At 56.9% G+C, this 26,441-nt stretch carries 30 protein-coding genes; 19 read left to right on the top strand and 11 right to left on the bottom strand.

Annotation, left to right across the window (positions count from 1 at the left end; genetic code table 11):
- Complete coding sequence (tatC, locus tag Q8M73_09095; GenBank protein ID MDP2288703.1) at positions 1-834, top strand: twin-arginine translocase subunit TatC; 834 nt, start codon at positions 1-3, stop codon at positions 832-834.
- Positions 818-3,526 carry a DEAD/DEAH box helicase gene (locus tag Q8M73_09090; GenBank protein MDP2288702.1) on the top strand — a complete coding sequence of 903 codons (2,709 nt, stop codon included), beginning with the start codon at positions 818-820 and terminating at the stop codon, positions 3,524-3,526. Before tatC ends, Q8M73_09090 begins: the two co-directional genes overlap by 17 nt.
- On the opposite strand, the gene Q8M73_09085 is transcribed toward Q8M73_09090, so the two are convergent.
- Positions 3,523-4,440, bottom strand: coding sequence for a 5'-3' exonuclease (locus Q8M73_09085; protein ID MDP2288701.1), 918 nt, complete (start codon positions 4,438-4,440; stop codon positions 3,523-3,525). The genes Q8M73_09090 and Q8M73_09085 overlap by 4 nt on opposite strands.
- Before the next feature lie 39 nt (positions 4,441-4,479).
- On the opposite strand from Q8M73_09085, the gene Q8M73_09080 reads away from it, so the two are divergent.
- The 4 genes from Q8M73_09080 to Q8M73_09065 all read left to right on the top strand — a co-directional run bounded on the left by Q8M73_09080 (position 4,480) and on the right by Q8M73_09065 (position 8,402).
- On the top strand, positions 4,480-5,598 hold the full coding sequence (locus Q8M73_09080; GenBank protein MDP2288700.1) for a Xaa-Pro peptidase family protein: 1,119 nt from the start codon (positions 4,480-4,482) through the stop codon (positions 5,596-5,598).
- A 61-nt stretch (positions 5,599-5,659) separates the two neighbouring features.
- Positions 5,660-7,177 carry an apolipoprotein N-acyltransferase gene (gene lnt, locus Q8M73_09075; GenBank protein MDP2288699.1) on the top strand — a complete coding sequence of 506 codons (1,518 nt, stop codon included), beginning with the start codon at positions 5,660-5,662 and terminating at the stop codon, positions 7,175-7,177.
- Entirely contained in the window at positions 7,174-7,950 is a 777-nt protein-coding gene (locus Q8M73_09070; protein MDP2288698.1) for a polyprenol monophosphomannose synthase, read from the top strand. The genes lnt and Q8M73_09070 overlap by 4 nt, the downstream gene beginning before the upstream one ends.
- Positions 7,950-8,402 (top strand): FxsA family protein, encoded by a 453-nt coding sequence (locus Q8M73_09065; protein ID MDP2288697.1) that lies wholly within the window; start codon positions 7,950-7,952, stop codon positions 8,400-8,402. The genes Q8M73_09070 and Q8M73_09065 overlap by 1 nt, the downstream gene beginning before the upstream one ends.
- Here Q8M73_09065 and Q8M73_09060 read toward each other — a convergent pair.
- Both Q8M73_09060 and Q8M73_09055 read right to left on the bottom strand, forming a co-directional pair.
- Positions 8,399-8,764, bottom strand: a complete 366-nt coding sequence (locus Q8M73_09060; GenBank protein MDP2288696.1) for an RNA polymerase-binding protein RbpA — start codon at positions 8,762-8,764, stop codon at positions 8,399-8,401. The genes Q8M73_09065 and Q8M73_09060 overlap by 4 nt on opposite strands.
- 158 nt (positions 8,765-8,922) lie before the next feature.
- Entirely contained in the window at positions 8,923-9,126 is a 204-nt protein-coding gene (locus Q8M73_09055) for a hypothetical protein (protein MDP2288695.1), read from the bottom strand.
- A gap of 60 nt (positions 9,127-9,186) precedes the next feature.
- Between Q8M73_09055 and Q8M73_09050 the strand changes: the two genes are divergently transcribed.
- Positions 9,187-9,732, top strand: a complete 546-nt coding sequence (locus tag Q8M73_09050; protein ID MDP2288694.1) for an NUDIX domain-containing protein — start codon at positions 9,187-9,189, stop codon at positions 9,730-9,732.
- Position 9,733: 1 nt separating this feature from the next.
- Here the strand turns inward: Q8M73_09050 and Q8M73_09045 are convergent, their stop codons facing one another.
- Positions 9,734-10,483 carry a VOC family protein gene (locus tag Q8M73_09045; GenBank protein MDP2288693.1) on the bottom strand — a complete coding sequence of 250 codons (750 nt, stop codon included), beginning with the start codon at positions 10,481-10,483 and terminating at the stop codon, positions 9,734-9,736.
- Between the two features lie 93 nt (positions 10,484-10,576).
- Between Q8M73_09045 and Q8M73_09040 the strand changes: the two genes are divergently transcribed.
- The 7 genes from Q8M73_09040 to Q8M73_09010 all read left to right on the top strand — a co-directional run bounded on the left by Q8M73_09040 (position 10,577) and on the right by Q8M73_09010 (position 15,532).
- Complete coding sequence (locus Q8M73_09040; protein MDP2288692.1) at positions 10,577-11,137, top strand: DUF1697 domain-containing protein; 561 nt, start codon at positions 10,577-10,579, stop codon at positions 11,135-11,137.
- Between the two features lie 69 nt (positions 11,138-11,206).
- Entirely contained in the window at positions 11,207-11,776 is a 570-nt protein-coding gene (locus Q8M73_09035) for a TIGR03086 family metal-binding protein (protein MDP2288691.1), read from the top strand.
- A gap of 34 nt (positions 11,777-11,810) precedes the next feature.
- Positions 11,811-12,239, top strand: a complete 429-nt coding sequence (arfB, locus tag Q8M73_09030; GenBank protein ID MDP2288690.1) for an alternative ribosome rescue aminoacyl-tRNA hydrolase ArfB — start codon at positions 11,811-11,813, stop codon at positions 12,237-12,239.
- A gap of 23 nt (positions 12,240-12,262) precedes the next feature.
- Entirely contained in the window at positions 12,263-12,670 is a 408-nt protein-coding gene (locus Q8M73_09025; protein ID MDP2288689.1) for a hypothetical protein, read from the top strand.
- A 199-nt stretch (positions 12,671-12,869) separates the two neighbouring features.
- A complete protein-coding gene (locus tag Q8M73_09020; protein MDP2288688.1) occupies positions 12,870-13,376 on the top strand; it encodes a hypothetical protein in 507 nt (168 codons plus the stop codon).
- Positions 13,377-13,411: 35 nt separating this feature from the next.
- The gene (locus tag Q8M73_09015; GenBank protein ID MDP2288687.1) at positions 13,412-14,266 is read left to right on the top strand and encodes a DUF4097 family beta strand repeat-containing protein; all 855 of its coding nucleotides are present in this window, start codon (positions 13,412-13,414) and stop codon (positions 14,264-14,266) included.
- A gap of 813 nt (positions 14,267-15,079) precedes the next feature.
- Complete coding sequence (locus Q8M73_09010; protein ID MDP2288686.1) at positions 15,080-15,532, top strand: nucleotide-binding protein; 453 nt, start codon at positions 15,080-15,082, stop codon at positions 15,530-15,532.
- A 1,093-nt stretch (positions 15,533-16,625) separates the two neighbouring features.
- Here Q8M73_09010 and Q8M73_09005 read toward each other — a convergent pair.
- Positions 16,626-16,814 (bottom strand): helix-turn-helix transcriptional regulator, encoded by a 189-nt coding sequence (locus Q8M73_09005; GenBank protein MDP2288685.1) that lies wholly within the window; start codon positions 16,812-16,814, stop codon positions 16,626-16,628.
- Between the two features lie 123 nt (positions 16,815-16,937).
- On the opposite strand from Q8M73_09005, the gene Q8M73_09000 reads away from it, so the two are divergent.
- The 4 genes from Q8M73_09000 (at position 16,938) to Q8M73_08985 (ending at position 18,701) form a co-directional block, all read left to right on the top strand.
- Positions 16,938-17,342 (top strand): zinc ribbon domain-containing protein, encoded by a 405-nt coding sequence (locus tag Q8M73_09000; protein MDP2288684.1) that lies wholly within the window; start codon positions 16,938-16,940, stop codon positions 17,340-17,342.
- Between the two features lie 63 nt (positions 17,343-17,405).
- Positions 17,406-17,876 carry a hypothetical protein gene (locus Q8M73_08995; GenBank protein ID MDP2288683.1) on the top strand — a complete coding sequence of 157 codons (471 nt, stop codon included), beginning with the start codon at positions 17,406-17,408 and terminating at the stop codon, positions 17,874-17,876.
- Positions 17,877-17,967: 91 nt separating this feature from the next.
- A complete protein-coding gene (locus Q8M73_08990) occupies positions 17,968-18,198 on the top strand; it encodes a DUF2188 domain-containing protein (protein ID MDP2288682.1) in 231 nt (76 codons plus the stop codon).
- Between the two features lie 35 nt (positions 18,199-18,233).
- Complete coding sequence (locus tag Q8M73_08985) at positions 18,234-18,701, top strand: hypothetical protein (protein ID MDP2288681.1); 468 nt, start codon at positions 18,234-18,236, stop codon at positions 18,699-18,701.
- Between the two features lie 717 nt (positions 18,702-19,418).
- On the opposite strand, the gene Q8M73_08980 is transcribed toward Q8M73_08985, so the two are convergent.
- The 4 genes from Q8M73_08980 to Q8M73_08965 all read right to left on the bottom strand — a co-directional run bounded on the left by Q8M73_08980 (position 19,419) and on the right by Q8M73_08965 (position 23,670).
- Positions 19,419-20,660: an MFS transporter gene (locus Q8M73_08980; protein MDP2288680.1), complete on the bottom strand. Its 1,242-nt coding sequence runs from the start codon at positions 20,658-20,660 to the stop codon at positions 19,419-19,421.
- A 165-nt stretch (positions 20,661-20,825) separates the two neighbouring features.
- Positions 20,826-21,419 carry a TetR family transcriptional regulator gene (locus Q8M73_08975; protein MDP2288679.1) on the bottom strand — a complete coding sequence of 198 codons (594 nt, stop codon included), beginning with the start codon at positions 21,417-21,419 and terminating at the stop codon, positions 20,826-20,828.
- A complete protein-coding gene (locus Q8M73_08970) occupies positions 21,416-23,032 on the bottom strand; it encodes an MDR family MFS transporter (GenBank protein ID MDP2288678.1) in 1,617 nt (538 codons plus the stop codon). The genes Q8M73_08975 and Q8M73_08970 overlap by 4 nt, the downstream gene beginning before the upstream one ends.
- Positions 23,029-23,670 (bottom strand): TetR/AcrR family transcriptional regulator, encoded by a 642-nt coding sequence (locus Q8M73_08965; GenBank protein MDP2288677.1) that lies wholly within the window; start codon positions 23,668-23,670, stop codon positions 23,029-23,031. Before Q8M73_08965 ends, Q8M73_08970 begins: the two co-directional genes overlap by 4 nt.
- A gap of 165 nt (positions 23,671-23,835) precedes the next feature.
- Between Q8M73_08965 and Q8M73_08960 the strand changes: the two genes are divergently transcribed.
- Positions 23,836-24,732 carry a hypothetical protein gene (locus Q8M73_08960; GenBank protein ID MDP2288676.1) on the top strand — a complete coding sequence of 299 codons (897 nt, stop codon included), beginning with the start codon at positions 23,836-23,838 and terminating at the stop codon, positions 24,730-24,732.
- Between the two features lie 85 nt (positions 24,733-24,817).
- Here the strand turns inward: Q8M73_08960 and Q8M73_08955 are convergent, their stop codons facing one another.
- Both Q8M73_08955 and Q8M73_08950 read right to left on the bottom strand, forming a co-directional pair.
- Positions 24,818-25,624 carry a maleylpyruvate isomerase family mycothiol-dependent enzyme gene (locus Q8M73_08955; protein ID MDP2288675.1) on the bottom strand — a complete coding sequence of 269 codons (807 nt, stop codon included), beginning with the start codon at positions 25,622-25,624 and terminating at the stop codon, positions 24,818-24,820.
- Entirely contained in the window at positions 25,621-26,403 is a 783-nt protein-coding gene (locus tag Q8M73_08950; GenBank protein MDP2288674.1) for a hypothetical protein, read from the bottom strand. Before Q8M73_08950 ends, Q8M73_08955 begins: the two co-directional genes overlap by 4 nt.
- Positions 26,404-26,441: the final 38 nt, after the last annotated feature.

Below are 26,441 nucleotides of genomic sequence, written 5' to 3'. Positions count from 1 at the left end.
ATGTCCCGTACCGACCGATCAGTGGCAATGCCGCTGACGGAGCACCTTCGCGAACTGCGTTCGCGCACGGTGAAGTCAGCAATTGCCGTGATCATTGGCATGGTCATTGGCTGGTTTTTCTATCCCCAGTTGTTTGCCTGGATCAGCGCGCCTTTCAACGACGTCGTTGCCGAAGCAAAGGAACAGGGTCGAGAGATCACTTTGGCTTTGACGGGGGTAGCCGACCCCTTCGTGCTCCAGCTGCAGGTTGCCGCGGTCGCAGGTCTGCTGCTGAGCGCACCCGTGTGGCTCTACCAACTGTGGCGCTTCATCACCCCCGGATTGCACAAGCATGAGCGCCGCTGGGCGCTTGGCTTCGTGGCGGTCGCATTTCCGCTTGTCCTAGCGGGAGTCTTCGTCGCGTATTCGGTGTTGCCAATTGGCTTGGACCTCCTGTTTGGCTTCACGCCCGATGGCGTCGCCAACATCGTGTCCGTGGATCGCTACTTGTCATTCTTCTTACGCATGGTGCTCGTCTTCTGCGTGGGCTTCTTGGCCCCCTTGGTGCTGATTGCCTTGAACATGGCCGGAATCCTCACCGGCAAGCGCCTGTTGGGCTGGTGGCGTTGGATCATTTTCATTATTTTCATCTTCGCGGCAGTTGCCACGCCCACCGGAGATCCGATCAACATGAGTCTGCTTGCGGGCCCAATTCTGCTGTTGGTGACGTTTGCGATCTGCTTCTCGCTTCTGAATGACAAAAGGCGCGCGCGCAAGCGCGCCCGCAATGGCGATTTCTCCGACTTGGGCGATGATGAGATCTCACCGCTGAATCTGGATGACAATGACGAGTAGTCCTGCAGAGCGATATGCCGCCTCGCGCGAACGTGCCCGGACACCACTCATGCAGGCCTTTGCAGCGGACTACTCATTTGGTCTCGACGATTTCCAACGGGAAGCATGCGCGAGCTTGGAGCGCGGACGCAGCGTGCTGGTCGCAGCGCCAACCGGCGCTGGCAAGACCGTAGTCGGTGAATTCGCTGTCTATCTGGCGCTTCAGGCAGGCCGCAAGTGCTTCTACACCACGCCAATCAAGGCGCTCTCAAATCAGAAGTACCACGACCTGGTCGATCATTTCGGCACTGAGCACATCGGTCTGTTGACCGGCGACACGTCGATCAACAGTGAAGCGTCGATTGTTGTGATGACCACGGAAGTTCTCCGCAACATGCTCTACGCGCAATCCAGCACCCTGAACAACCTCTCTTACGTGGTGATGGACGAAGTGCACTATCTGGCTGATCGCTTTCGTGGTGCAGTCTGGGAGGAGGTGATGATTCACCTCCCTCAGTCAGTAAGCATTGCCGCGCTGTCTGCCACAGTGAGCAACGCTGAGGAGTTTGGCGCCTGGCTTTCCACCGTCCGAGGCGAAACCGACATCATTGTTGAAGAGCATCGCCCGGTTCCCTTGTGGCAGCACGTGATCGCTGGGCACCGGATGTACGACCTCTTCGTCGACGATGCGCAAGAAGTAGTCAATCCTGAACTCGAGCGGCTGGGTCGGGATCCCGGACGCAAAGGCGGACGGCCCGATCGCAATGCACGCAGACGCAACGGTTTGACGCCGTATCGAAGTGATGTTGTCTCGCAATTGGAGGGCGCCGGACTGCTCCCGGCTATCTACTTCCTGTTCAGTCGCAAGGGTTGTGATGATGCGGTTCAGCAATGTCTAGCCGCGGGATTGCGATTGAACTCCAAGCATGAGCGCGATGAAGTGCGCGAGTATGCACTTGAGGCAACGCGACATCTTCCTGATGACGATCTCTTGGCCTTGGGTTTTGATGACTGGCTGGACGGACTGGAGCGAGGCATTGCCGAGCACCACGCCGGTCTGCTCCCTGCATTCAAGGAAGTTGTTGAGACGCTGTTCCAACGGGGCTACATCAAGGTGGTGTTCGCAACTGAGACTCTGGCCTTGGGTATCAACATGCCCGCGCGCTCCGTGGTCTTGGAGAAATTGGTCAAGTGGAATGGCGAGACCCACGTTGAGCTGACCCCGGGGGAGTACACCCAACTCACCGGTCGCGCAGGTAGACGTGGCATCGATATTGAGGGCCATGGAGTAGTGCTGTGGCAGGAGGGCCTTGACCCTCGGGCAGTAGCCGGTCTGGCATCCACACGTACCTATCCCTTGCGATCCTCCTTTCAGCCCTCGTACAACATGGCTGTCAATCTTGTCTCGCGTCTAGGACGCCACACGGCCAGAGAGGTACTGGAAACATCCTTCTCGCAGTTCCAGGCTGATCGTTCTGTTGTCGGACTTGCTACTCAGATTCGTCGTCTGGAGGAAGGTCTGGACGGCTACCGCGATGCGATGGCTTGCCACCTGGGCGACTTTGTCGAGTACTCCGCCTTGCGGGAGCAGATCTCGCGGCGCGAAAAAGATGTCAACCGATCAGCTGCAGCGCAGCGCCGCGAGAGCGCCAGCGACATTCTGCGATCACTGAAGCCAGGGGATGTGATCATCATTCCCGCCGGAAGGCGAGCCGGGCCGGCAGTAGTACTGGATACCGGTTTTGACGGCAATGCATCCGATCCGCGGCCATTGGTGCTGACTTCAGAACGACAGGTGCTGAGAATCTCCAGCCTTGAAGTCAATCCGCTGTTTGAAATCGTCGGCAGACTCCGCATCCCCAAGACCTTCTCGGCTCGCAATGCCCAGTCGCGACGCGATCTTGCCTCTTCGCTGCGAGAAATTGCTGGCGATCGCGCTGGAGGGGCCAAGCACAAGCATGTGCGCAATGAGGACGAGCTGGTGACACAGCTACGTTCTCAATTGCGTCAGCACGAATGTCACGGATGCAATGACCGCGAGCAGCACGCGCGCTGGGCAGAGCGCTACCACCGCGCGCAGCGAGAGATCCACGAGCTGGAGCGCCGAGTTGAAGGTCGCACAAATTCAATCGCGCGCCACTTCGATCGAATCTGTGAAGTGCTCGTGGAACTTGACTACCTGACCTCAGCGGACGACCAGGCCAAAGTCACTGAAGAGGGACAACTCTTGATGGGCTTGTACACCGAGGCAGACCTCCTGACCGCCATGTGTCTTCGCTCAGGCACATGGGATCAGCTCACCCCCGCCGAGCTGGCAGCTGTGTGCTCAACATTGGTCTTCGAGGCGCGCAGTTCAGAGGACGATGCGCCCAAGGTCCCCAATGGTCCGATCCGCTCGGCTTTTGAAGAGATGCAGAGCATGTGGTCCGACATCCATGAGATTGAAGCCGGGCACGGCCTGCACGCCACGAGAATGATGGATTCCGGCTTTGTGTGGCCGGTCTACCGCTGGTGTCAGGGCAACAGTTTGTATTCAATCCTGACTCGCGAGGATCTGACAGCCGGCGACTTCGTTCGCTGGTCTCGTCAGGTCATCGACCTGCTGGGTCAAATCTCTCAGGCCGTGCCAACTGATCATCCACTTCGATTCACTGCTGCAAAAGCTGCAGATCTGGTCAATCGGGGGGTCGTTGCCTCGGTCGCAAAGGTCTAAGCCGGGAACCAGTCGGGGATGAATCGTTGCAGTCCCCACTGCTCAACGATCCTTGCAACTCCGACGCCATCCCTGGCTCGTTCGGGAACCGCAGGATCAACTTGCACGTGGAGATCGCGGACAGCAGTAGCCACTGTTCGTGCAGTGCGCACCTCGTCAGCATGCTCCAGCAGCAGACCTTGGATGCGAGGAGTCAGAGGTGATTTTGCTGGGCCCTTGGCAGCGTCGAGAATCCCGTCAAGGCTCCCGTATTCATGCAGCAGAGCCGAAGCTGTCTTCTGGCCGATACCCGGCACTCCAGGGATACCGTCGGACGGATCTCCGCGCATGATGGCCAGGTCGACGTACTGGTCGGCCCGCACTCCATAGCGAGCGACCACACCTTGCGCATCAAGCAAGGGCCATTTGGGCATACCACCGTTCACGGCGAGGAACACCTGTGTCTTTGCAGCGTCGTCGACAAGCTGCACCAGGTCGCGATCACCTGAGATGACAACGATCGGTCCTGGAATCGATGAGGCGAGACTGGCCAGCACATCGTCGGCCTCATAGTCAGCGAGGCCTACGCGGGCGATTCCCGCAGCGTCCAGCAGTTCAGCCAGTGCCTGTGCTTGGGGAGTCAGCTCATCAGGCTCTTCTTCCTGCCAGCTGCCATCCGGCATCACTCGCGCCACTCGGTGGGCCTTGTACGAGGGCATCAACTCAACCCGCCACTCAGGTCGCCAGTCGGCATCCCAACAGGCCACGATGCCTGAAGGCGAGAATTGCTCATGAAAAGCGTTCAGCATGGACAAGAAGCCGCGTAGCGCCTGATGCGGACGTCCGTCCGGCGCCTTCATGGAGTCAGGCAAAGCGTAGAAGCTTCGGTAGTACAGGGAGGCTGAGTCAAGCAGCAGGACCGGACCAGTGCGCATGACAGCATCTTGGCAGCAGGTATGCCTTAGATTGTGCTGATGGAAGCAAGCTTCGGTCCCGCCGACTTCATCTCGCGCATGGATCGCGTTCGAACGGCCGCACGACAGGCTGGCATCGACGCCGTACTTGTGACGCCGGGTGCCGATCTTCGCTATCTCACCGGTTACGACGCCAAAGCGCTCGAACGACTGACATGCCTGGTGCTGCCGGCCGATGGCGATCCAGTCATCGTCGTGCCATCTCTTGAAGTGCCCGCAGCATTAGTGAGCCCGATCGGCACGATGGGGATCCCGATCATCGGGTGCAATGAGATGGAGAACTCCTACGCCCGGGTAGCAGATCTCATTCCGTCGGCGAGACGCGTTGCCATCGATGACCATATGTGGGCTTCCAAGGTCCTGCGCATGCGCGATGCAATGCCCGATGCAGCACAGACCGCTGCCGGACCGCTGATTGAGCCCATCAGGATGCGCAAGGACTCCCGTGAGATTGACGCTCTGCGACGAGCCGGTGCAGCAATCGATCTCGTTCATGCGCGTGTGCCAAGCCTCTTGCGGGCTGGCCGTACCGAACGTGAAGTGGGGCGTGACATAGCCGAGCTCATCATCGCCGTCGGACATGTCAGTGTGGACTTTGTCATTGTCGCGGCGGGTCCCAATGGAGCCAGCCCACACCATGAGCTTTCCGACCGGGTTATTGAGCATGGCGATTCGGTGGTGGTCGATATCGGCGGCACTATGCCCGACGGATACTGCAGCGACTGCACCCGCATGTACTCGGTGGGCGATCCGGGGACCGAATACCTGGAGAAGTACGCACAGCTGTTCCAAGCGCAACATCAAGCATCGTCCCTGGCAGCTCCCGGAGTGACGTGCGCACAGATCGACAGCGCAGCCCGCGATCGACTGTCGGAAGCTGGTCTGGGCGAACAATTCATCCATCGCACGGGTCACGGCATCGGCATGCAGACGCACGAGGAGCCTTACATCATGCAGGGCAATTCGCTGGCACTCGAACCAGGCATGGCCTTCAGTATCGAGCCAGGTTTCTACGACCAAGGTCGATTTGGCGCACGCATTGAAGACATCGTCGTGTGCACGGAAAGCGGTGTGGAATCGATGAACAATCAGACACGCGAACTCGTCATTGTCGACTAGTCAAGCCTCGCAAGTTGCGCTAGATCACCGCTCACACAAGCATCTCGACTTCGCCACTCGTGTGCTACTGGCCGTCATCAGTGGCGCAGCGCTGAGTTTGGCATTCCCGCCCATGGCCGTGGGCTGGATGGCGCTACCGGCAGTAGCAGTGCTCGTAGGAGTCTTGGTGGGCTCGAGCCCCGTGCGAGCAGCCGTGCTGGCTTTCATCTCCGCGAGCGTCTTCTTCCTCATGCTCTTGCACTGGCTCACCATTGTGGGCATTGATGCCTGGATATTGCTGTCACTTGTCTGCGCCAGCTACTTCGCGCTGATGGGCGCGGGTATCGCTTTGCTCAGCAGGCTGCCGGCCTGGCCGCTCTGGGTGGCAGGCATGTGGGTTGCTCAGGAGTGGCTTCGTGGCACCTTTCCCTTTGGAGGCTTTCCCTGGGGAAATCTTGCATTCGCGCAGGTGGACACCAGCTTTGGCCGACTCTCGATGATCACTGGCGCACTGGGCACAAGTGGCGCGATCGTGTTGTGCGCCAGTGCAGTCGTTGCGCTCGCATTGGGTATTCACCGCGGAGATCTGAAAGGCGCTCTTGGCTGGGGTGGTCTCGCGGTAGCCATCGTGATGCTTCCGCTACTGCTCACTCCGCCTACCCAAGGTGACCGTGTTGGTGGCCCGGCCACTGCGCGCATTGCCGTGGTGCAGGGCGGAACCCCGCAGAGCGGGCTTGGCGCGATGGACGTCCGCAGGGCAGTGCTCGACAATCACGTGCGGCAGACGATGCTGCTGGCAAGAGACGTGGCCCTTGGGGTGCAGGAGAAGCCCGACTTCGTGCTGTGGCCTGAGAATGCGTCTGACCTTGACCCGTATGTGGACATGGCCGCGGCCGCGGCAATTGGCACAAGTGTGCGCGCAATCGATACGCCCGTACTCGTGGGAGCGATCGTGAATGTGCCCGGAGATCCGACTTCTGTTTGGAACCAGGGCATCCTCTGGGATCCACTGACCGGACCGGGGCAGGCGTACAGCAAGACGCACCCCGTGCCCTTTGGCGAGTACATTCCCTTCCGCTCAACAATTGCTCATCTCTTTGATCGCTTTGCACGCATCACGAGGGATTTTGCTGCTGGCAGCACGCCTGGACTGTTCGACATCAATGGCCTGCAGATAGGCGACGTGATCTGCTTTGAGATCGCTTACAACACTGTCATCGATCCGCTCATCGATGGTGGTGCTCGTGTCTTGACGGTCCAGACCAACAACGCGACATACGAAGGCACTTCGCAGCCGATTCAGCAATTGCAGATCGAACGCTTTCGAGCCCTGGAAACTGGCCGAAGTGTTGTGGTTGCTGCTACCACCGGCGTGAGTGCGTTCATAGCTCCAGATGGAAGCATCACTACGCAGATTGGTGAAGGTGAGGTGGGTTCAGCCGTACAGGAGGTGGCACTGCGCGGGACTCAGAACCCAAGCGCTGCGATCGGTCGTCCGCTGGCCGCCGTCTGGGCTTGGGCGAGTGTGATCTTGGCGCTTTTCCTGATGGTGCGGGTCGGCAGACTGCGGGTTCAAAGCCGACATAGGCTGGCGGAATGAGCATCGAGGACCTTGGCCGCATTCTGGTCATCATCCCCACCTTCAATGAGATCGACACTGTCAGGCCCATCGTGGCTCGCGTTCGTGCAAGTGTTGCGAGCGCGGAAATCCTGATCGTGGATGACAATTCGCCCGATGGCACCGGTGAACTCGCCCAAGAGATTGCCTCGTTGGACGCGCAGGTCCATGTCATGCACCGGCTTGGCAAGGAAGGCCTCGGCGCTGCCTATCTGGCTGGCTTTGCATGGGCCCTGCAAGAGGGATTCGACGTCGTGGTGGAGATGGACGCTGACGGTTCGCATCAGCCTGAACAGCTGCCAGACCTCCTGGATGCCTTGCAAGATGCCGACCTGGTTCTTGGTTCACGCTGGGTTGATGGGGGCGAGGTTGAGAATTGGTCAAAGGGCCGCGAATTGCTCTCGCGTGGCGGCAGTCTGTATTCGCGCATCCTCTTGGGGATCCCAATTCATGACACCACCGGTGGCTATCGAGCCTTCCGGGCTGACGCGCTACGCCAACTGGATCTCCATGAAGTCGCCTCTCAGGGCTATTGCTTCCAGGTAGACCTCGCCTGGCGAGCGACCCAGCGAAAGCTCCGAGTCAAAGAGGTGCCCATCACCTTTGTGGAACGCACGGCAGGCACCAGCAAGATGAGTCAGCGCATCGTGGTTGAAGCGCTTTGGCGGGTAACTGTCTGGGGTTTCGATGATCGCGTGACGCGCTTGCGACGTAAGGCCCAGCGAAGGCGTGCGGCCGCTGAACGAGGGAAGTAATGGCCTTCCTGCGTCGCCTGGTGATCTTCGGCTATCCATTGCTGGAGATCGTCACCTTCTTCTTCTTCGTCACTTGGTTTGGCTGGGGATGGGCACTGTTCATCTCCTTCATCGGCATACCGATCGGCTGGATGGTCTTTCGCAACGCGGGACGAGCTGCGCTGGCTGCAGCCAAAAGGAGTGCGGCGCCAAGCCGGGCCATCACCTTCCGCATGCTGAGTGGAGTGCTGTTCATGATCCCCGGATTTTGGACCGATATCGCTGCCCTGCTGCTGTTCGTGCCCGGAGTGCAAGCACGTCTTGCGGCACCATTCACCAATCTCAATACGCCATCAGGTGGAATGAATTGGCGTGTTCGTAGCTGGGGTGGCAGTGGTGACATCGTTGAAGGGGTCGTCATTCATGAGAATGACGACCCCTTCAATACCCGCTCAGTTGAGCGAGACGGCTAAGCAGATTTCAGAACCGGTATCTCGTGTCCGTGCAGAAGAGCAAGACGCTCGTTGAGAAGTTCTTCCAGTTCGGCTATAGAACGACGCTCAAGCAGCATGTCCCAATGGGTGCGCACATAACGTGCTTCCTTGACGTCCGTTGAGGCCATGTTGTCCAGCTCACTGGAAGCTGTCGCTTCCCGGCCGCAACGGCAACCCCACGTGCGGGGGATATCCTCGGCTTCGATCGAGAATGGAACGACGGTGATGTGTCCCTCTGGGCATACGTACTGCAGCGGAGTCGTTGCAGGTGGAACGACATGGAGGTCGTTTTCATAGCTCAGCGCACCAATTCGCGAACCGCGCATTGAAGTCTCGTTCATCGTCGTGCTCCTTCGCTCTCATGGCCCAAACTGTTGAGCATCTGACGCAGATGCCACTGCATTGGTTCCAATTGAGTTCAACATCTGCGCACTCTCAATATTCCGCGCGACGTGCGATAAGACCATCACGATTACGTAAAGAAACGATCAAGAAATCGTTACAAACGAGGAGTGGCAGCCTCAGCTTTGGGAGAGAGCCAGGCAAGACGAATAGCTTGCGCCCCAAAGGACCCCGCCAAGGCGAAGCACACAAGAGTTGCTACCAAGGATCCGAGAAAACGGTCGTGAAACAGATTCCAGACCAAAAGAATGCTTGTTGCGACAAAGGCCAGCACCAGACTCCGGGAGCGACGGGCAGCCATGCATGAACCGTATCGTCTGAGCCTGACACAAACGGCCTGCCCAGGTCCTAGGCTCCTGTCGTGGATTGGCACCAGCAGTTTGCTGCCGAGGCAGTGCAAAAGGACACACCGGTCTATGTGCCGGTCCCATGGGGCGGCAGCGGGGATGGCTTTGTCTTCTTCCCCGATGGACAGCGCCGTTGGGGGCTCCACGGAGCGTCGGGGATCTTCATTCGGCACGTGGATGCCGATGGTTACGAGTCATTCTTCCTGGCCCAACGGGGCGACAACGTCGAAGGCGGACGCAGCCAGTGGGCTCTGCCAGGGGGAGCGCTGGAAGCGGGGGAGACCCCTGTTCAAGGTGCCCTGCGCGAATTTCAGGAAGAGATAGAACTGGACATCGACATCATCGTGCTGGGAGACCACGCGCAGCACGTGCACGAGACCTGGGCGTATACAACCGTGGTAGTTGAGGTGCGAGAGAAGTTCTCACCGCCGTCGGAACTGCATTGGGAGAATCAGGCCGCCGGCTGGTTCACGCGCGAGGAGATTGCTGAGTTGGCCACATACGAGGCCTTCGCCGAAGTGCTTCCACAGTTGTTCGCCATCATCGACGAGCTGTCCTGACTCAGACCTTCGGTTCCTTGATGAATTGCAGGCCTTGCAGCACCACGCCATTGGGGTCAAACCACAGTCCGGCGATCATTTTGACTGGGCCCAGTTCAAATTGAGCAGGAGCGGACTCTGATCGAGCGCCATCAGCCATCGCGCGCGAGTATGACTGCTCGACATCATCGACAGTGAAGGCCAACCTCCGAGCTCCCAGCTGATAGCCCGACGTGTGCTCGGCCGGGAGGTCGGCTTGCTTGATCGTGATCCGGAATTGATCCTGCGAACTGCGTACTTCGACAAATGCGTCGTAGTCGCTGCCTTCGGGCGCATCCAGAAACTGCAGATCAAGTGACTGCTTCCAGTGTCGTCTTGTCTCGTCCACATTCGCCACGAGCAGATCGACCCCTGCAATGCGGTTGCGATCAGACGCGCTGACCCCAACGAGCACGCCATCGGGATCCACCAGTTGGGATCCATCAAGCTCGCGTCTGGTCAACTCCAGATGCAAGCCGATGACTCCCAGTGATGGCGCCGTGGGCGGAACCGAGGATTCAAGAGCGCCGAGGTCATATTGAATGTTCTCAAGGCTGACTCCTCGCTCGCCGGTGTTGATGATTGCGGTTTCGCTGCTCGGAACGTCCTTGCTCTCCGAGGGCGCACCCACGCGACGCACGAGATTGAGTCCGAGATCATCAATATAGAAGTGCACAGAGGCATCAAGATCGGCCACATTGATGTTGATGTGCGAAATCGTGTAGACAGACATGCAAGCTCCTTCGAGAGGGAGCAAGTGTGTCACCGAGCCCGCCATCTGCGGGGCGAATTGCACACCGAGATTGACGCTAAGAGAGGTGCTCAAGTGGCTGCTGAGGGTGTGGTGATTGTGCTGCTACGGGCCGTCAATGTCGCAGGCAGCAACAAATTACCCATGGCTTCATTGCGCGAGGTCCTGACTGAAGCCGGACTCAAGGACGTCCGCACGTACATCCAGTCTGGCAATGTGATCTGCAAGTCCAAACTGAGCCCAGCCAAGGTCGCCTCCCTCGTGGAAGAGACCATCGCATCGGAGTTCGGCCTCAAGGTGCCGACAGTTGCGCTCTCTACTGAGGAGTTGGCTCGAGCGATCAACCAATGGCCCGTTCCACAGGGTGCACCTGCCAAAGCGCTGCACTGCATCGTGTTCGAGAAGAATGTCGAGGCACAGCGGATAGCGCAGATCGATGCTGCGGTCGCTGAGGCGCAAACCACCGGCTGCGAGGATTTCGCGGAGGTGATGGGACGTTTCATCTACCTGTACACGCCCGACGGTATTGGCACGAGCAAATTTGCGCGGCAAATATCCAGCCCGAAGATCGGTGGCACTGCGCGTAACTGGAATACGGCGAACACCCTGCTGGAGATGGCCAGCAATGGGAGCTAGTCGCACGCAAGGGATGACAGAACTCATGAATCCTCATATTCCGGGCGGATGACTGATTAGTGTCAACGCATGGATCAACTTGCCCCCCTTGACGCAGCCAGCCTTGAGTTTCGTGCGCGTTTGGCGCCCATCACTCCCGCTCAGTGGGAGTTGCCCACCGATCTTGGGGATTGGTCTGTGCGAGCGCTGATCGATCACGTCATCGGCGCCAATCGGATGTCGGTGGTGCTGCTGGGCGGAGGATCCCGGGAAGAGGGCATCGCAGCGATGGCAGCTTCGGAGGCTGACACAGACCCACTGAAGGCATTCGACGAGAGCGCAGCTGCGCAACGGGGAGCGTTTGCGGCGCCCGGAGCATTCGAGAAGATTGTTCCGCACCCCGCGGGTGATCTGCCTGGCGCGCGGTTGTTCGGATTCCGCTTGGTAGATCTCACCATCCACGCCTGGGACCTTGCCCGGGCAACTGGCGGCGAGCTCGAACTCAACCCGATGATTGTTTCCAGTCTCTGGGAAACCCTGTCGCCGACCGCTGGGCATCTCGTTGCCACCGGCGTATTCGGTGAAGGCCCCAGCGGGGCGGTTGCCGAGGATGCGCCCTTGCAGATGCGGCTCCTGGACATGCTTGGGCGCCGCCCGTAGCGCCACTTCACACAGCATGCGCAATGCTTGCTGAGTGGACGACGAACTCTTCATCAACGTGAATCTCTCGATTCCCCGGGCCGAGTTGTCCTGGAAGTTCTCTCGGTCTTCGGGCCCGGGAGGGCAGAGTGTCAACACCACAGATTCGCGAGTGCAGTTGATCTTTGATGTTGCGAATTCGCGCAGCCTGTCGCCATTCATGCGCACTCGCGCTGTGCGACGCCTCGCGTCTCGCCTGACTGACGGCTGCCTGGTAATCGCTGCGTCAGAACAACGATCACAGTTGCAGAATCGACGCCTCGCAGAGGAACGCCTGGTGTCGACAATGGCTGCGGCGGTAGCTCCAGATCCCAAGGCGCGGCGCGCAACACGACCAACACGTGCCTCACAGGAGCGACGCATCAGTGCCAAGAAGAACCGCGGTCAGACCAAAAGGCTGCGCAACGTCGGGGAGCGCGATTAGATCCTTGCGGAGAGGTGTGCACCGTGACGGGAACAGGCACTGCGCAGGATCCTTGGCAGCTGACGACCGCGCCTGGATCTTCTGCCTACACGATGTACCGCGACGACTCAGTTGACCCTGCCGAACTGGTGTGCGTGGTCGGATCGACAACCTTGAAGTACCAGGCGAGCGCAATTGCGGATCTGCACGCGATGCTGCTTGCACATGGCGATTGGATCGCCTTGGGTGCGGCCGACGAGAACAAGGAGGCTGCAGAGGGAACAGTTGAGGCGTGGGGTCGATCAGCCGACAATCCAGTGGGCGGCTGGTATGGATTGCGCAAGGGCTATCGCGGTCGCTTTGGCATGTACTTGCCACCCTTGCTCGAGGAGTTGGGGCTAGTCGAGCTCGAGCACAATCCCCGCAACAACCGAGTGCGAGCCAAGTCCTAGCAATGACCTCCTGCGCAAGAGAAGAATCCTGCACCCAGCACGGGCGCGCTCGCGCAGCCTGGCCGCTGCACATTCCCAGGCCATGATGCGTGGACTGCAGGCTCAGGGAATCCAATGGAGACTCCTTATTGGAGATATCACAGGGGGAGTGACGTCAATGTTGTTGACAATGACATCACTATAGTGTCATAATGACGTCATGCATCTTCAACCCTTCATAGACGAGCTTCGGGATCAGCTGCTGACCTCAGCAGAACTCAGCGGGCCTGACGGCCGGGCTGTTGCTGAACGAATGACCGCCGGTATTGATTCGGCCGTTCATCTGATGCTGCTGGAGGTGCTGAGCGCGGCGGCTCAGGAGATCACGATCGATCTGGCGCCAGGTTCCGTTGAGGTGCGATTGCGGGGCCGCGAGCCCGAGTTCACCGTGATGGTGCCGGCTCCTGCCCAATCGTGGTCTCCACATTCTGAATCTGCCGCCGGCGAAATGGCTCTGGCAGGTGACAGCGAGGACGGCACTCCAGCGCGCGTGACTCTGCGGCTGTCTGAACAGCTCAAGCAGCGCATTGAGGAGGCAGCCGGCCGCGAGACCCTTTCGGTCAACGCCTGGCTTGTTCGAGTGATCACAAATGCAAGCAGCGGGTCACCTCGCCCAGCGATAGCGCCGGCAAGTTCCGGACAGTCCTTCACCGGATGGGTCCGCTAGTGGCCCACCATCAACATCCAGGAAGAGGTAGCAGCATGCCAACATTCCAGACACCCAATCCGATCTCTGCAAACATTGAAGTAGGAATGGGGGACATCACCATCACAGCCAGCGATCGATTCGACACCGTGGTCCTGGTTCATCCCCGAGACGAATCTCGGCCTGCGGATGTGCAGGCCGCTAGGGACGCGACCGTCGAATATGCCGGTTCGGCATTGACAGTGCGCGCCGTCAAGACTTGGCGCCGATTCACCAGCAAGAACGATGGGGCGCTCATCGTGGAGATCCAACTGCCAAGTGGATCCTCGCTCAAAGCCGTCACTGGAATGGGCGCCGTGCATTGCGAGGGCCAACTCACTGGCACTGAGATCAGAACTGGGATGGGCGAGGTTCGCATTGATCATGTCGGCTCACTCATCGTGAAGTCCGGTATGGGTGATGTGTTCGCAGATCACATCGTCGGAGACGCAAAGGTCTCCACGGGGACCGGCGTGATTCGTCTGGGCAGGATCAAGGGCTCGGCAGTCATCCGGAACTCCAATGGACCAATCGACTTGGGCGTTCTGGAGCAGGGCGCCCACATCCGCACAGCGTCAGGTGACGTCGCAATTGGGCAGTCCTATGGAAGTCTCACTGCGGGCTCGGCCGCCGGAAGTATCCGGATCGCTGAACTGTCTGCCGGTTCGGCGAATATCCGCACAGCAGCCGGCTCTGTGGATATCGGTATTCGCGAAGGTACGGCCGCTTGGCTGGACGTCCTGGCCCACTATGGCCTTGTGCGCAACAGCCTTGAGTCCGCAAGCCAGCCCGGCAATGCCGAGCCCCAGATTGAAGTTCGTGCCCGCACCGGTGGTGGCGACATCGTGATTCACCGTTCCTTGGCAGCCTGAGGTGTGTCTCTATGCGTGAATGGCTGATAACTAACCGCCGATAATGCACATTAGTAGGGACCATTTGCCTTATATACCAAGGGAAATGACGTATGAGGGCACACGTAGAAATAGCAACCGCAACACGAAACTGGACACAATGCCGAGTGACCACGGACTCTGACCTATTTGTCATTCTCAATTTGGGAAGTGGGGATAGCCACTTACAGATTCGTCTATCTGGTCAGGATCTTGATGAGGTCGAAAAGGCCATCAAGAAGATACAGATGGCCAAGAGGCGAATGAAATCGGTTGCATGAGACTGGCTCGATTGAATTGAGCAGCCCCAAATAGACATGCCGCAACACGGCGTCCAAATCTGTGACAGTGCATCCGGTCTGACAAGATCCATGGATGGCTAAGAGGGCTGTCTCAAAGAGTGATGAACCTAGGAGCCCCATTCTTATTGGATCGCTTGAATCCGCGAAGACAAAAATTGACGCCCAGAAACTCAAGGGCGAGCAATTGAAGAGTCAGTTGTCGTCAAGGATGAATAGCGTTGTGCTCGACCGTTTGGAGAATGAAGTCCAGACATGGCACGAATTCAATGGAGCATTGATCTCCAAGTTGCTAGGCATCAATAGCGCAGAGTTGTATCGAACCCACTTCTCGATAGGGGGTTTCGGAGAGCCACTAACGGTCAATCAGCGAGTCGATGATCTTCGGAGCGAAATTGACGACTACCTCAGGCAACTGACGTCGATTGCGGACAGACTCCCACTTTGGGAGAAAGAATCCCTCGATCCACCGCAGGATACATCCATTGAGCGCCCGATGGATGGCTCCATCTTTCTAGTGCACGGCTCGGACGATGTGCGCAAGGTCGAGGTTGCTCGAATGCTGGAGCAAGCGACAGGCCGCGAGGTCGTGATATTGCATGAACAGCCCAATCGTGGTCGAACTTTGATCGAGAAGTTCGAAGATCATGCTGGATCAGCGGCCTTTGCAGTCGTGATTCTGACTGCTGATGACGAGGGCCGACACAAGGGAACTGACTCCGATCTCATGCTTCGCGGTCGCCAGAACGTGGTATTCGAAATGGGCTTCTTCTTCGCTGCTTTGGGACGTTCCAGAGTTGTCGTGCTTCTTGATGATGGAATCGAAAAGCCCTCAGATGTTGATGGAATCGTCTACGTCGGGCTTGACTCCGAAGGCGTATGGAAACTCCTACTTGCGAAGGAATTGGCTGCCGCGACCATCCACGTCGATCTAAGCAAGATTGTGTAATGAAGGCGGAGAAAGTCCTTGCAAACAAAGGTCTTTCTTGTGTTCTGGGCATTGTGAGTGCACAATATTTCTGCTATAATTCGACTAGCGAATTGACCGATATCTGAGTGTTCAGAGCGTTGTAGCCTCACTCCTCAGAGAATCAATCTACGAGCAGCAATAGATCGTGGTCTCCCTTGGTTATGTCGCTTTAGGAAGGGACCTAAAGGATAGAAGTCAGGTATGTGAATGAAGCCCATTTCAAACGAGGAAGCAATATTCCTAGCAATTCAAGAAGAGATCCACGAGTCAAGATGGCAAGCACTAATGAGAAGCGAACCCATTCTTGAGGCAGTTGAGAGACACGCTTTCGAGTACCCCGCGACAGCCATGAACCAAGAATTGGGCCCAGACATTTTGTCTCAAATTCCTGTATAATGGCTTTAGTAGCAATGGTTTTGCTGCGATGCGCATGCAGTTGTTGGAATGTTTAAGCAAGGGGCTAGGAGTACGGGTCGCAAGTGAAAGTTGCCACCACGGGTCTGCGTAAGTCGAGTACAAACGATGATCTTGGGATTTCCATTCACTTCTGTGACTAAGTCTTAAATTGTGTTGTTCCATTGGACTAAACCTAAACTATGTCTAAATCCTTTACAGTCTTGTAGGTACTAGGTCTTTTCCAACAACTGCATCTAGTACCTACAATTTTTCTACTTATATGTAGCAAGTCACCATTCGCTGACGCTCATGGTGAGCCTCCCTACGGTCGGCAGAATTTGATTCTTTGATGATCAGAGAAAAGGGCCCCCTTCCTTCTGACTAGGAAAATCCTTCATTAATGCGAACGCAGTGAGCATCCCGCCAAAGGCGGGGGTACTTAAAGACAACGGTCGTATAAGCCACTTCCACATAATCCCCCTTGAGATCACTTCCTACCTGCATCCCGGGTAGGCGTAAATGTGACTGTGATGGCTTTGGGAAACGTCAGATCTGACTAATTGTGATCCCCGTAAATCCGTTCACAAAATAAAGGCCGCACTATCTAGGAGCCTGATATGGCTAGGAATACGTATGAATACTCCCTGAAAATTTCTAAACTTTGATGCCGTAGGGGTTACTTAACGAGATCGGCAGCACTGACACCTAGTGCGTGTGCCAAGTCAAATACTCGATCAAGCATCAGAGAGTGATGACCAGCCTCAACGTCAACGAGAAATGAGCGATCAAGGCCAGCGTCTAGGGCTAATCGTTCTTGAGTCATACCTTTTGATTCACGATGCGATCGCAACCTTGAGCCAAGCACAGCACGCCCCGCGATGGCGGCATCTGTCGGCTCATATGACACACATGCAAGGTAGGAACACTCCTACGAAAAGTCTGTAGTAACGTTCCTACACTGCTTTGAAATGGTTGCATTGGGGGAGACGTGAACGCAGCAGGTTTCATAGGCATTGTCATCGGAATTGTCATCACAGTGCTTCTAATTTGGGGCTACATCAAACTGATACAGATGGTGGCCAGGGCAGCGGAGAAGAAGGGGAGGAGTTACCGAGCTTGGTTCTGGATCGCATTCTTCTTCATCATTCCGGCCGCAGTTGTAGTAGCAATCATGGGGCCGCAGGGCAATACCAATGCAGGAGTCCACACCGCTCAAGTAGCCACCAATCTTCCTGATCCTCGACTGGCAACTCTTGCCCCAAATCAGTTGCCTTCATTGGTTCTGAACAGTCCTGACAAAAAATGCCCATTTTGCGGCGAACAAATTCTGGCGGTAGCCAAGAAATGCAAGCATTGTGGCGAATTTCTTGAAGTCGAGACTCCTGCGACTTGAGAGGTTGAATTGGCTATTCCAATTCTCAGAAGTCTTGGTCAGTCAAAAGGCAAGGGCCACTAGATGACGGCAACGCGCAAGAAAGTCAGCAACCATATTCTTGGCAACCTGTGGTCCACCTACAAGGAGACGACGGACCCAAATTGGGCAGAATTCTTCAGGGTTTACGACTTCGGACTTCCCTTGGCTTACGTGAGTTCTGAACGCTTTGCGGTATTAACGGACAAAGGCGAGACCACACTTGGGCTGACTTGGAAAGACCTTCTCTGCTTACTCGACATAGATTGCGATACGGAGTTTGAGTCGCTAACGGAACTCTTCAATGCTCCACCTCACGAGCGAATCGGAGGGTCAGAACCGCACTTCTTCACAAATAAGGGAATGCCTGCACTGCCGACCCTCAAGGATTTGCGCACGCTGGAGGATGAGATGTCTTGGGAGAATGTCGCCATATCTGAAAATTCCTACCTGCATGATGACTTGGGCGAAATCCTGAGGATCGTTCAGGAGCATGAATTTCGTGAGGACGACTGATTTCTCAGTCCAACTGGCGTGTCGCCTCCACTTCGAACACACGTTCGACTAACCTTAAAAAGTCAATGTTCCAACATTCCTAGGGGGAGTCATGGCAAAGGGTGACATCGAGACTTACCACGAAGACGGTCAATGGAAGAACCGCCCGCAAGGGAACGAACGGGCATCAAATACCGCCCAAACTAAGGCTGATGCACAAGCAAGAGGTCGTGAAATGGCGCAGGAGCGCGGTGTGGAGCACGTCATCAAGAAGATGGACGGCACCATTGGTGAGCGCAATACCTATCCAAAGAGCCGAGATCCAAAGTCGTCCAAGGGCTAGGGCCGAGGTTGCCCGACATTGGTATCCACATCGATGTGTCTGATGCTGCGTTGGTAGCGGCGGCATGGGTGCAGGCCTTAGGGACACTCGTGGCCCTCATTGCAGTGGTAGTCACAGTCTTCCTTTGGAAGCGAGATAAGGGCCAATCTGAAAAGGATCAGCGCCTTGCCATGGCTCGCTCCGTAGCGCTTCAGATAGATCATGAAGCCCTGACTGGCGGTGTCTGGCGATTCAAATTCCAGATCACCAACTTTGGTGATTATCCAATTGACGATGTCAATGTCTACCTAGCGGAAGCGAATGTTGACTGCAAGACGCTTTCAACTGTCGTTCCTAAGCAGACAATTTCAGACTACTTTGCGGCCAGCAGCCCAGTACATCCACAACATCCCGACTGTCCCATTGGCCCCATCGAGTTCTATTTCACTGATGTCTGGGGTCATAGATGGCGACGTGGAGTGGGTGTATGTGAAGACCTTGAGGACCACAAGGAAGAGTTGTGAATGACGATCAACACTTCTATTGGACCGTGTGTACTTGATCTCGCTTGCGATGATCGTTGCGCGAAGAGCATGCATTTAGGGCAATGGACAAGCCGCAGTTCAAAGGAAGTCACACTATGGTGGACTAGCGTTCTTCCATGAGGATTGGCAACCTAGGTTCGTTCGTAGGCATTGGATTGATTCTATCTCTGACTGCGTGTAGCAGTGACACAGTGAGTTCAGACTGCATTCAGATCAGGACTGCTTGGGATGAGATAGGCGCTCATGACACGAAACTGGGTACTGGTCAATATGCCCAAGATGATGATCTTGCCAATGCTCAGCGCATGGTCATAGGAATGTCTGCGGTTTGGCCCAGTATTCAGAATGAGGATTTGAAGGCGGTAGTCAGAGAACTCTCCAATGTGCAGGTGATTCCATCGGAGGAGATTTATCTATCGTCACAAAGTGCTACTGAGTTGAATGGGAAAGTGAAGTCCATTTCAGCCATTTGTGGTCCTCGTAGCGCTTCAAGTACCCCGTAGCACTTCTCATACCTGAGGTTTCTACCTGAGGCTATAGACGCCTGAATCTGCTTTCTCAAGGTAATATGACGGTCATGGGCTATGTAGTTGCCTTTGCCACGTTGTGACTGATGTGACAGAAGTGATAGTTAGCCGATAACCACGCGAATGACATTACTAATGCTGTAGTTGGTTCTAACGCCGATAATGCACATTATGACATTTCGTGATCTGTCGCTCCCTTGTGCGGCAGAGTCGCGATGATCACCCCCGCGCAGACGGCACTGGCAGCCAGCACCAGGAATGGCAGTTGGTAGTTTCCAGCGGACTCATGCACGACGCCGACATAGAGCGGGCCGAGGGCAACGCTGAATCCGGTGATGAGGTTCGAACGAGCAAAGACTGTCGGGTAGCGAGCCGCACCGAACAGATTCAGCAGCCACAGGGGCATGAACACTTGATTGTTGCCCGATGGCAATCCCATGAGGGCGGCTCCGATCGCCAACCACATGAGGTCGGCGGAGAAGGCCAGGATGCAGAGCGCGAGCACCTGTAGGCCGGCCATCACCACACTCAGTGATCGGAGAGTGAAGCGGGGCATGATCGCCAGCCCGATGAGCCGACCAACAAAGGCCATGCTGGCAAACAGGGACAAGGTGATGGCGGCGCCGCCAATCCCCCGCTCGGTGGCCAAAGTGAGCAAATGGATGACGACCGAGACCTGAGTGATGAGTAGCAGGCTGTAGGCGATGCAGACCCCAAAGAACGGCCATCCACCACTGCCGTGCTGTTCCTTGCCAGTCGCCTTTTCAACCTTGGTCGCAACATATGTGGCGCTGCCAATGCGCGGTTCATGGCCAGTGGCTGCGATCGAAAGCGGAATCATCACGACGAGCAAGGTCAAGGCCATGGCTATGCCTGCAGTGGCGATGCCGAAACTCAGCACAACTGCGGTGATGATCGGCGCGAGCACCGCTCCACCAACCGAGAAGCCGGTGGCCATCACTGCCATGGGTCGGGCGACGGACTCCTCGGCGAATTCTCCAAGCACCATTGCTGAAGTGGGAATCATCGAGAAGCCAGCCGAAACCAGACCGAAGATCAGGAAGACGGCCCACATCTGCCACACCTGGGTGACAGCTCCGAGCATGGCCAGACACGCGGCCGAGCCGACGGTGCCGGCCAGTAGGAGCCATCGAATGCCCACCTGTTTCATGAGGCGAGCGACAAACAAACCGGATATTCCGCCGGCGAGCAAGAAGATGGTGGCTCCGGCAGATGTGGCAGAGACGCTCATCCCAACGCTGTCGATGTAGCCGCGGTTGAAGGCTCCCAGGGCATAGAAGCCAAATCCGGTGTTGAACGCCAGCATGATGAACGTGGCGCCAACGATCGCCCAGGCGCCCTTGCTGCGCACGCTTGATGCCGCATCCGCACGCACGGGAGCCAATGTCATCGGGCCCTCCCAGTGGTCGGCTTCCGGCTGCATATCGGCCAGTCCAGAGTTGTGTTCTCAGCGTAGGGGAAGTGGCGTTCAGATCGGGAAATGACGAACATTTGCACACCACTGTCTGCTGTTGGCCCAGACCCGAACTTGTCCGGCCCACATCGAACACGCTGGCTAGCCAAGCGGCGCCACGCTTTCCATTGCCGTGTCCAGCATCGTGCCAAGGTTGCGTTCCTGTGATTGCAGATACCAGGCATTCAAAGACGCGTCCAGGCATGCCAAAGCCGCCCCTGCCATCGCAGCCGCGCGCAAATCCGGGTCTGAATGACCAATCGCCAAACGTCGCGTCAATTCGGGCATGAGCGCTGCCTGCCATAGCTGCAGTTTGCCCAACTGAGTGGCCTTGAGAGCGGGCGAAGTTCGCACCACGCGAATGTTGTTGCTGACACGCTCCGGTTCATTCGTCGTCGCGTCTACGAAGAAGTCAAAACTACGGCGCAATGACAACCACGGAGTCTCAGTCGGCGGCCGCTCCCCCATTGCCGATCCAAGCAGTGCTGCGGTGTGCTCGAGATTGCCAAGAACCAAATCCTCCTTGTTAGCGAAATATCGAAAGAAGGTCCGCTTTGAGATGCCGACCTGATCGGCAATCTGCTCGACGGTGGTCTCGTCATATCCCTGCCGACCAAACAACGCAAAGGCCGCGAGAATCAGTTCTTGACTGGTCAGTTGCTTGCGCGCAGCACGCACACCCAATTCGGCGGTCATGTCGTGGCCCGTGAGTTGTCAGTGTCGTCAAGCCTGTCATCCAGAAGCACACTGCTACGCCCATCGATTTCAAGTGACTCAGGCAGGATGTCTCGTTGAATCGAGGTCGAAAGCGGCTTCTCGTGGACGAAGCACAGCAGTAGGACAGCGACAATCACGATTGGCACCAGCAGGAGAAAGATAGGTGTCAACGCTTCGTTGTAGGCATTGACAATGATGGCTTGAACGTCCGGCGGCAGTGACTGCACCAAGCTCGGCGTGAAGGAGTTGCTCGAACCTGCGCCATCTGAAGCTGACAAGGTTTCGGTGAGCGAAGCGCTAAGTCGTGACACGAAGAGCGAACCCACAATGGCGGATCCAAGTGCAGCTCCGATCTGGCGGAAGTAGTTGTTTGCTGCTGTTGCCGTTCCGACCATTGCTGCTGGAAATGTGTCCTGCACGATCAGCACCAGCAACTGCATGCCCATGCCGAGCCCAATGCCCATGATGGCGAGATATCCGCACAGCACTGGCACGGGCGTATCGGGCGTCATGGTCGAAAGCAGGTACAGGCTTCCCGCGACAATGGTTGTGCCTGTGATGGGCAGCCACTTGTATCGCCCGGTCTTGCTGACCAACTGGCCTGCGCCAATTGATGTCACAAGAAGCCCCGCCATCATCGGAATCATCAGCAGACCCGACTGCGTGGCGTTAGCGCCGGTAACCATCTGCAGGTAGGTCGGCATGTAGGCCATCGCACCGAACATTGCTATGCCAATGATCAAACCCGCACTGGTGGTCAGATTGAAATTGCGTTCCTTGAACAACTGCACCGGCATGATGGGCTCAGCAGCTCGTCGCTCAACCAAGAAGAAGGAGACGATCGCAATCGCACTTGCGGCGATGAGCCCAATGATCACGGGCGAATTCCAGGCGTAGGTGTTCCCGGCCCAGCTAGTGGTCAGCACCAGACATGTCGATGCCACACCAATGAGCACCATGCCTGCAATATCCAAATCGATCTTGCGCTTGGCAGGCTTGGGGAGATCCAAGAAGAACATTGCCGAGGCAATCGCAAGCAGACCGAGTGGGATGTTCATCCAGAAGGCCCAACGCCAGCCGATGCCCTCGGTGAACCAGCCACCGAGCAATGGTCCGGCCACCGTGGCCAGCGCGAACACTCCACCCATGATGCCCATGTACTTGCCACGTTCACGAGCAGGAACAACGTCGGCAATGATGGCTTGGGCCAAGATCATGAGTCCGCCGCCACCAAGACCCTGAACGGTGCGGCCAATGATCAACCAAGTCATGTCACCTGAAAGCCCACCAATGATCGACCCAAGGATGAACACAGCGATGGCAAAGATGAACAGTCCCTTGCGACCGATTTGGTCACCGAGTTTGCCGTAGACCGGGAGCATGATGGTGGAAGCCAGGATGTACGACGTGGTCACCCACAGCATGTGATCGACACCATTGAGATCACCGACAATTGTGGGCAGTGCCGTACTGAAGATCATCTGATCCAAAGACGCCAGCAGCATGGCGACCATGAGGCCGGCGAATACCAGAAGGATGTGCTTGCGATCGGGATTGGTGACCTCGATTGACGCGATGGAGCCCTGACTCATGAGATTCTTTCCATCGTTGATCGGATGAGCTCTACGGCCCGCGCTTGAATTCGTTCGGAATCGGCATGCGTGTGCTGCTCAGCAAGTTCACTCATCGCAACGCGAATCGCGGTGCCACACATCGCCAAGGTGATAGTCGCCAGACCAGTGAGTTCGGGAGTGTGAGCAGCTTTGGCATTTGACGTGCGCGTCAAGATGTCTGCGACAATTCCAGCCAATTGACCATGCGTTGCCGTCAATTGCTCAAACTGACTCGTCATGAGTTCGGGATAGCGCCGGACAAGCTCCATCCGCTCCTCTCGAATCTTCAGCCGCGTACTGGGAAAGTCAAAGATCGATAGCAGGAGTGCGACGACTGCATCAACTGGCTGCGGGTACAAGGGGTGAGCCAGAAATTCAGCTACGCGTTCTTCCACCATTGCGGCATTGCGGATGCCAAGAATTGCTCCGTCCTTGCTGTCGAAGTAGTTGAAGAAAGTTCTAGGCGAGACTTCGGCCAACTCGCTGATGGCATGAACAGTGGTGTGCTCCAGACCATCACGCAGCACGAGTTCGACAGCTGCGTCCTCAATTCGAGCCCGAGTCTGGGCGCGTTTGCGATCCCGGAGGCTCGGAGTCCGCAATGTCGGGGTTGTCATGGATTAATATTTGCACACACTGCAAGTTTGCACAAATGCAAAGAGCAGAAACGGCAGATTTCCCAATCCTGCACCCAGCTGACTGCAGGAGCCCTACTGTGCGCACACACCCTGAACTGCACTGTGCTGCCTCATGGCAGCTCCACCAATCCCTCGAGGAGTGACATGTCCTTCACCATCGGCAAGCTCTTTCACATCATTCATATCTCGGACGATCTCGCTGAGCTTGATGCTTGGTATGACGATGTCTTCAATCCGACTCGCGGGCTGATGGATGCTGGGTACTCCCCCATTGAGAAGCGCGACGCATCGCTCATTGTGATTGGCGACGCGATCATTGAGCCCATGGCCGAAAGCGACATCGAAGGCTCTGAACTCATGCCGGTTGGTCGCTTCTACAACCGTTTCGGACGTCACTGGCATTCGCTTGCCTGGTATATCGACGATGTAGGGGACGCATGGGACACCATGACTCAACTCGGTGTGCGAGTAGTGACCGATGGCGGTGTAGCGCTCCCGACTCGACCAGAAGACGGATCGCTGTTCACCCATCCTCGGGACACCCATACGCAGTTGGAGTTCTACCCGCATGTGATGCCTGTTGATCCCCGGTACAACGCTGATTTTGATGCCCTGGCTTGGGAGAAGTATCCGCTTGGGCTCAAGCGGATGGCCTATGCAACTGTCGTTGTTGCCGACTTGAACAAGGCGCAGGAGCTCTTCACCAAGGTACTTGGCGGCGATTTGATTCACGAGAACATGTCTGAACTGACCGGCACGCACAATCTCTACGTGTCGGTAGGTGAGAACACCATCGTTGAGCTTTCCCGCCCCACTACTGATGATTCGATTGCCGCACGCGATCTGGAGAAGAACGGTGACATGTGCCATGCAGTCACTTGGCAGGTGCTGGATCTGGATCGGGCCTCCACATTCTTGGAGTCCAAGGGCATTCGCATCATCGGACGGGACGAGCACACCCTGATCGCCGACCCTGACGACACCTTCGGGGCGCCCATGCGATTCACGGACATTGCCATTCCTGGAGATCCACGCGGCTAACTTTCCATCAGAAGTGTTCACGAGCCGTGATCAGTCGCGGGCATTTGATGCCTTAGGCAGATCACGGCTCGTGGTATTTGTTGCATCACAGACCAGGAAAGACTCCGCGCAGATCGTCCAGGGTCAGACTCGTACCGATGAGCTCAACTCCTTCCGGCGTGTGAGCTGCCGACAACCGACCACTCCACAGCCGCATGAGTGCCTCGGTCGGAATGGACAGCACTGCGTCAGGGAAGGCAGGAGCTTCAGTGATGCTGACGGACTCTGCGAAAGAAAGCCCCAGGCTCCCACTTGGGTCTGTGGTGTTGACCTGCAGGGTGAATCGCTCGCCATGCAACCCGGCCGTGCGTCCCAGGAATCCCATGAAGAAGCTGACCGGCCCGGAGAACTGCTCGAGCAGTACTGCCGCAAGGGCTCCGGGGATGCTGGCCTGAGGATCAAATGCCACGCGAACATCCCAGGCATGCAACAGCGCTTCGTTCAGTCGCATGCCGGTCACTACTGCCAGGTCTACTGGCGCCGGGAGAAAGCCGAGATTGAAGCGCAGATCAATGCGCGTTTGGGCATCGATGGCCTCGTAAGTCGACAGCAGCAGTTCGGTTGACTCCAGGAATCCATCGGACTTCTCCTGCTGCGACATGGCATTCCATCGATCCCACACGATCTGGTTGAAGTCCTGTGGCGGGCTCACCTGCCCGGTGAGTGCCCGCCGCAATCCCTCAAGACCGATCTCAGCTCCGCTGCCCAGATGACTGAGGACCTGCGCAACATCCCATTGGCTGGATCCCGAGGTGCGATCCAGATCGGCGGCAGAGAACTGCAGTACCTGGTCGGCGAGGTCATCGCGATTGGCCCGGAGCGCCTCGATGGTTCTGTCGGCCAGAGTGCTCATTGCTGGTCGCCGGACTCTTTGCCTTCTGGTGTCTCAGGCGTTGCCTCAATCGCTGGAACCTGGCTTTCGCTGTCGATCGCTGGCTGCGCGTCAGCCTTCGGACCGCCAGACCCAGCCCGCAGGACGAACACCAGCAATGCAATAGCGCCCACTGCCAGCGCGCCCAGCAAGACATAGATCCACAGCATCGACGAACTGCCGCTGTTCAAGGAGCCGACAACCGTGAGGTCCAGGGCCTCGTCCAAGGTGCCTTTCACCGTGACGGTGTTCGGCCCTGTCTTCACCGCGCGATCTCCTGTGACTGACGATATGGGACCTGGGTAGGTGAGTGTGAGGTCGTATTCACCGGTTGAGAATCCGGGAAGTCCCGCGGCCTCTGCACTCGAACTGTCGCCGAGAACAGCACGGAAGGTAGCGGTGTCGCCATTGACAGTCATCGTCCAGGCTTCGTTCAAGTCCGATGCTTGTGCGTTCTCAAGCTTGCAATTCAAGATCAGATTCGTCGCGTCCTCGCTTGCTGTGCAATTGTCCACAGCCTTGGTGGGCATCTCTTCGCTCAATTGGCCCGACTTCAACTTCTCGTTCAAGTCGTCGGCGTCAGTGATACCCAGAATTGAGGCGGCCTGCTTCGTTACTGCGAGTTGCACCGTGCCCGACAACGACGCATCTGGGTTGACGTTGATCGTGTATGTCACGTTGATGCAACCGCTCAATGTCAGCAACGCAAACGCTGCAACACCTGCAAAGAAGGAGGTTCGTCGAACACCCGTGTTGGTCATTGCTGCTCCCCCAAGATCGTCTGTGTCGACAATCTATC

It is taken from the genome of Actinomycetota bacterium, assembly GCA_030684515.1.
Taxonomy (GTDB): domain Bacteria; phylum Actinomycetota; class Actinomycetes; order S36-B12; family S36-B12; genus UBA11398.
This window is presented reverse-complemented; position numbering and strand designations above follow the sequence as displayed.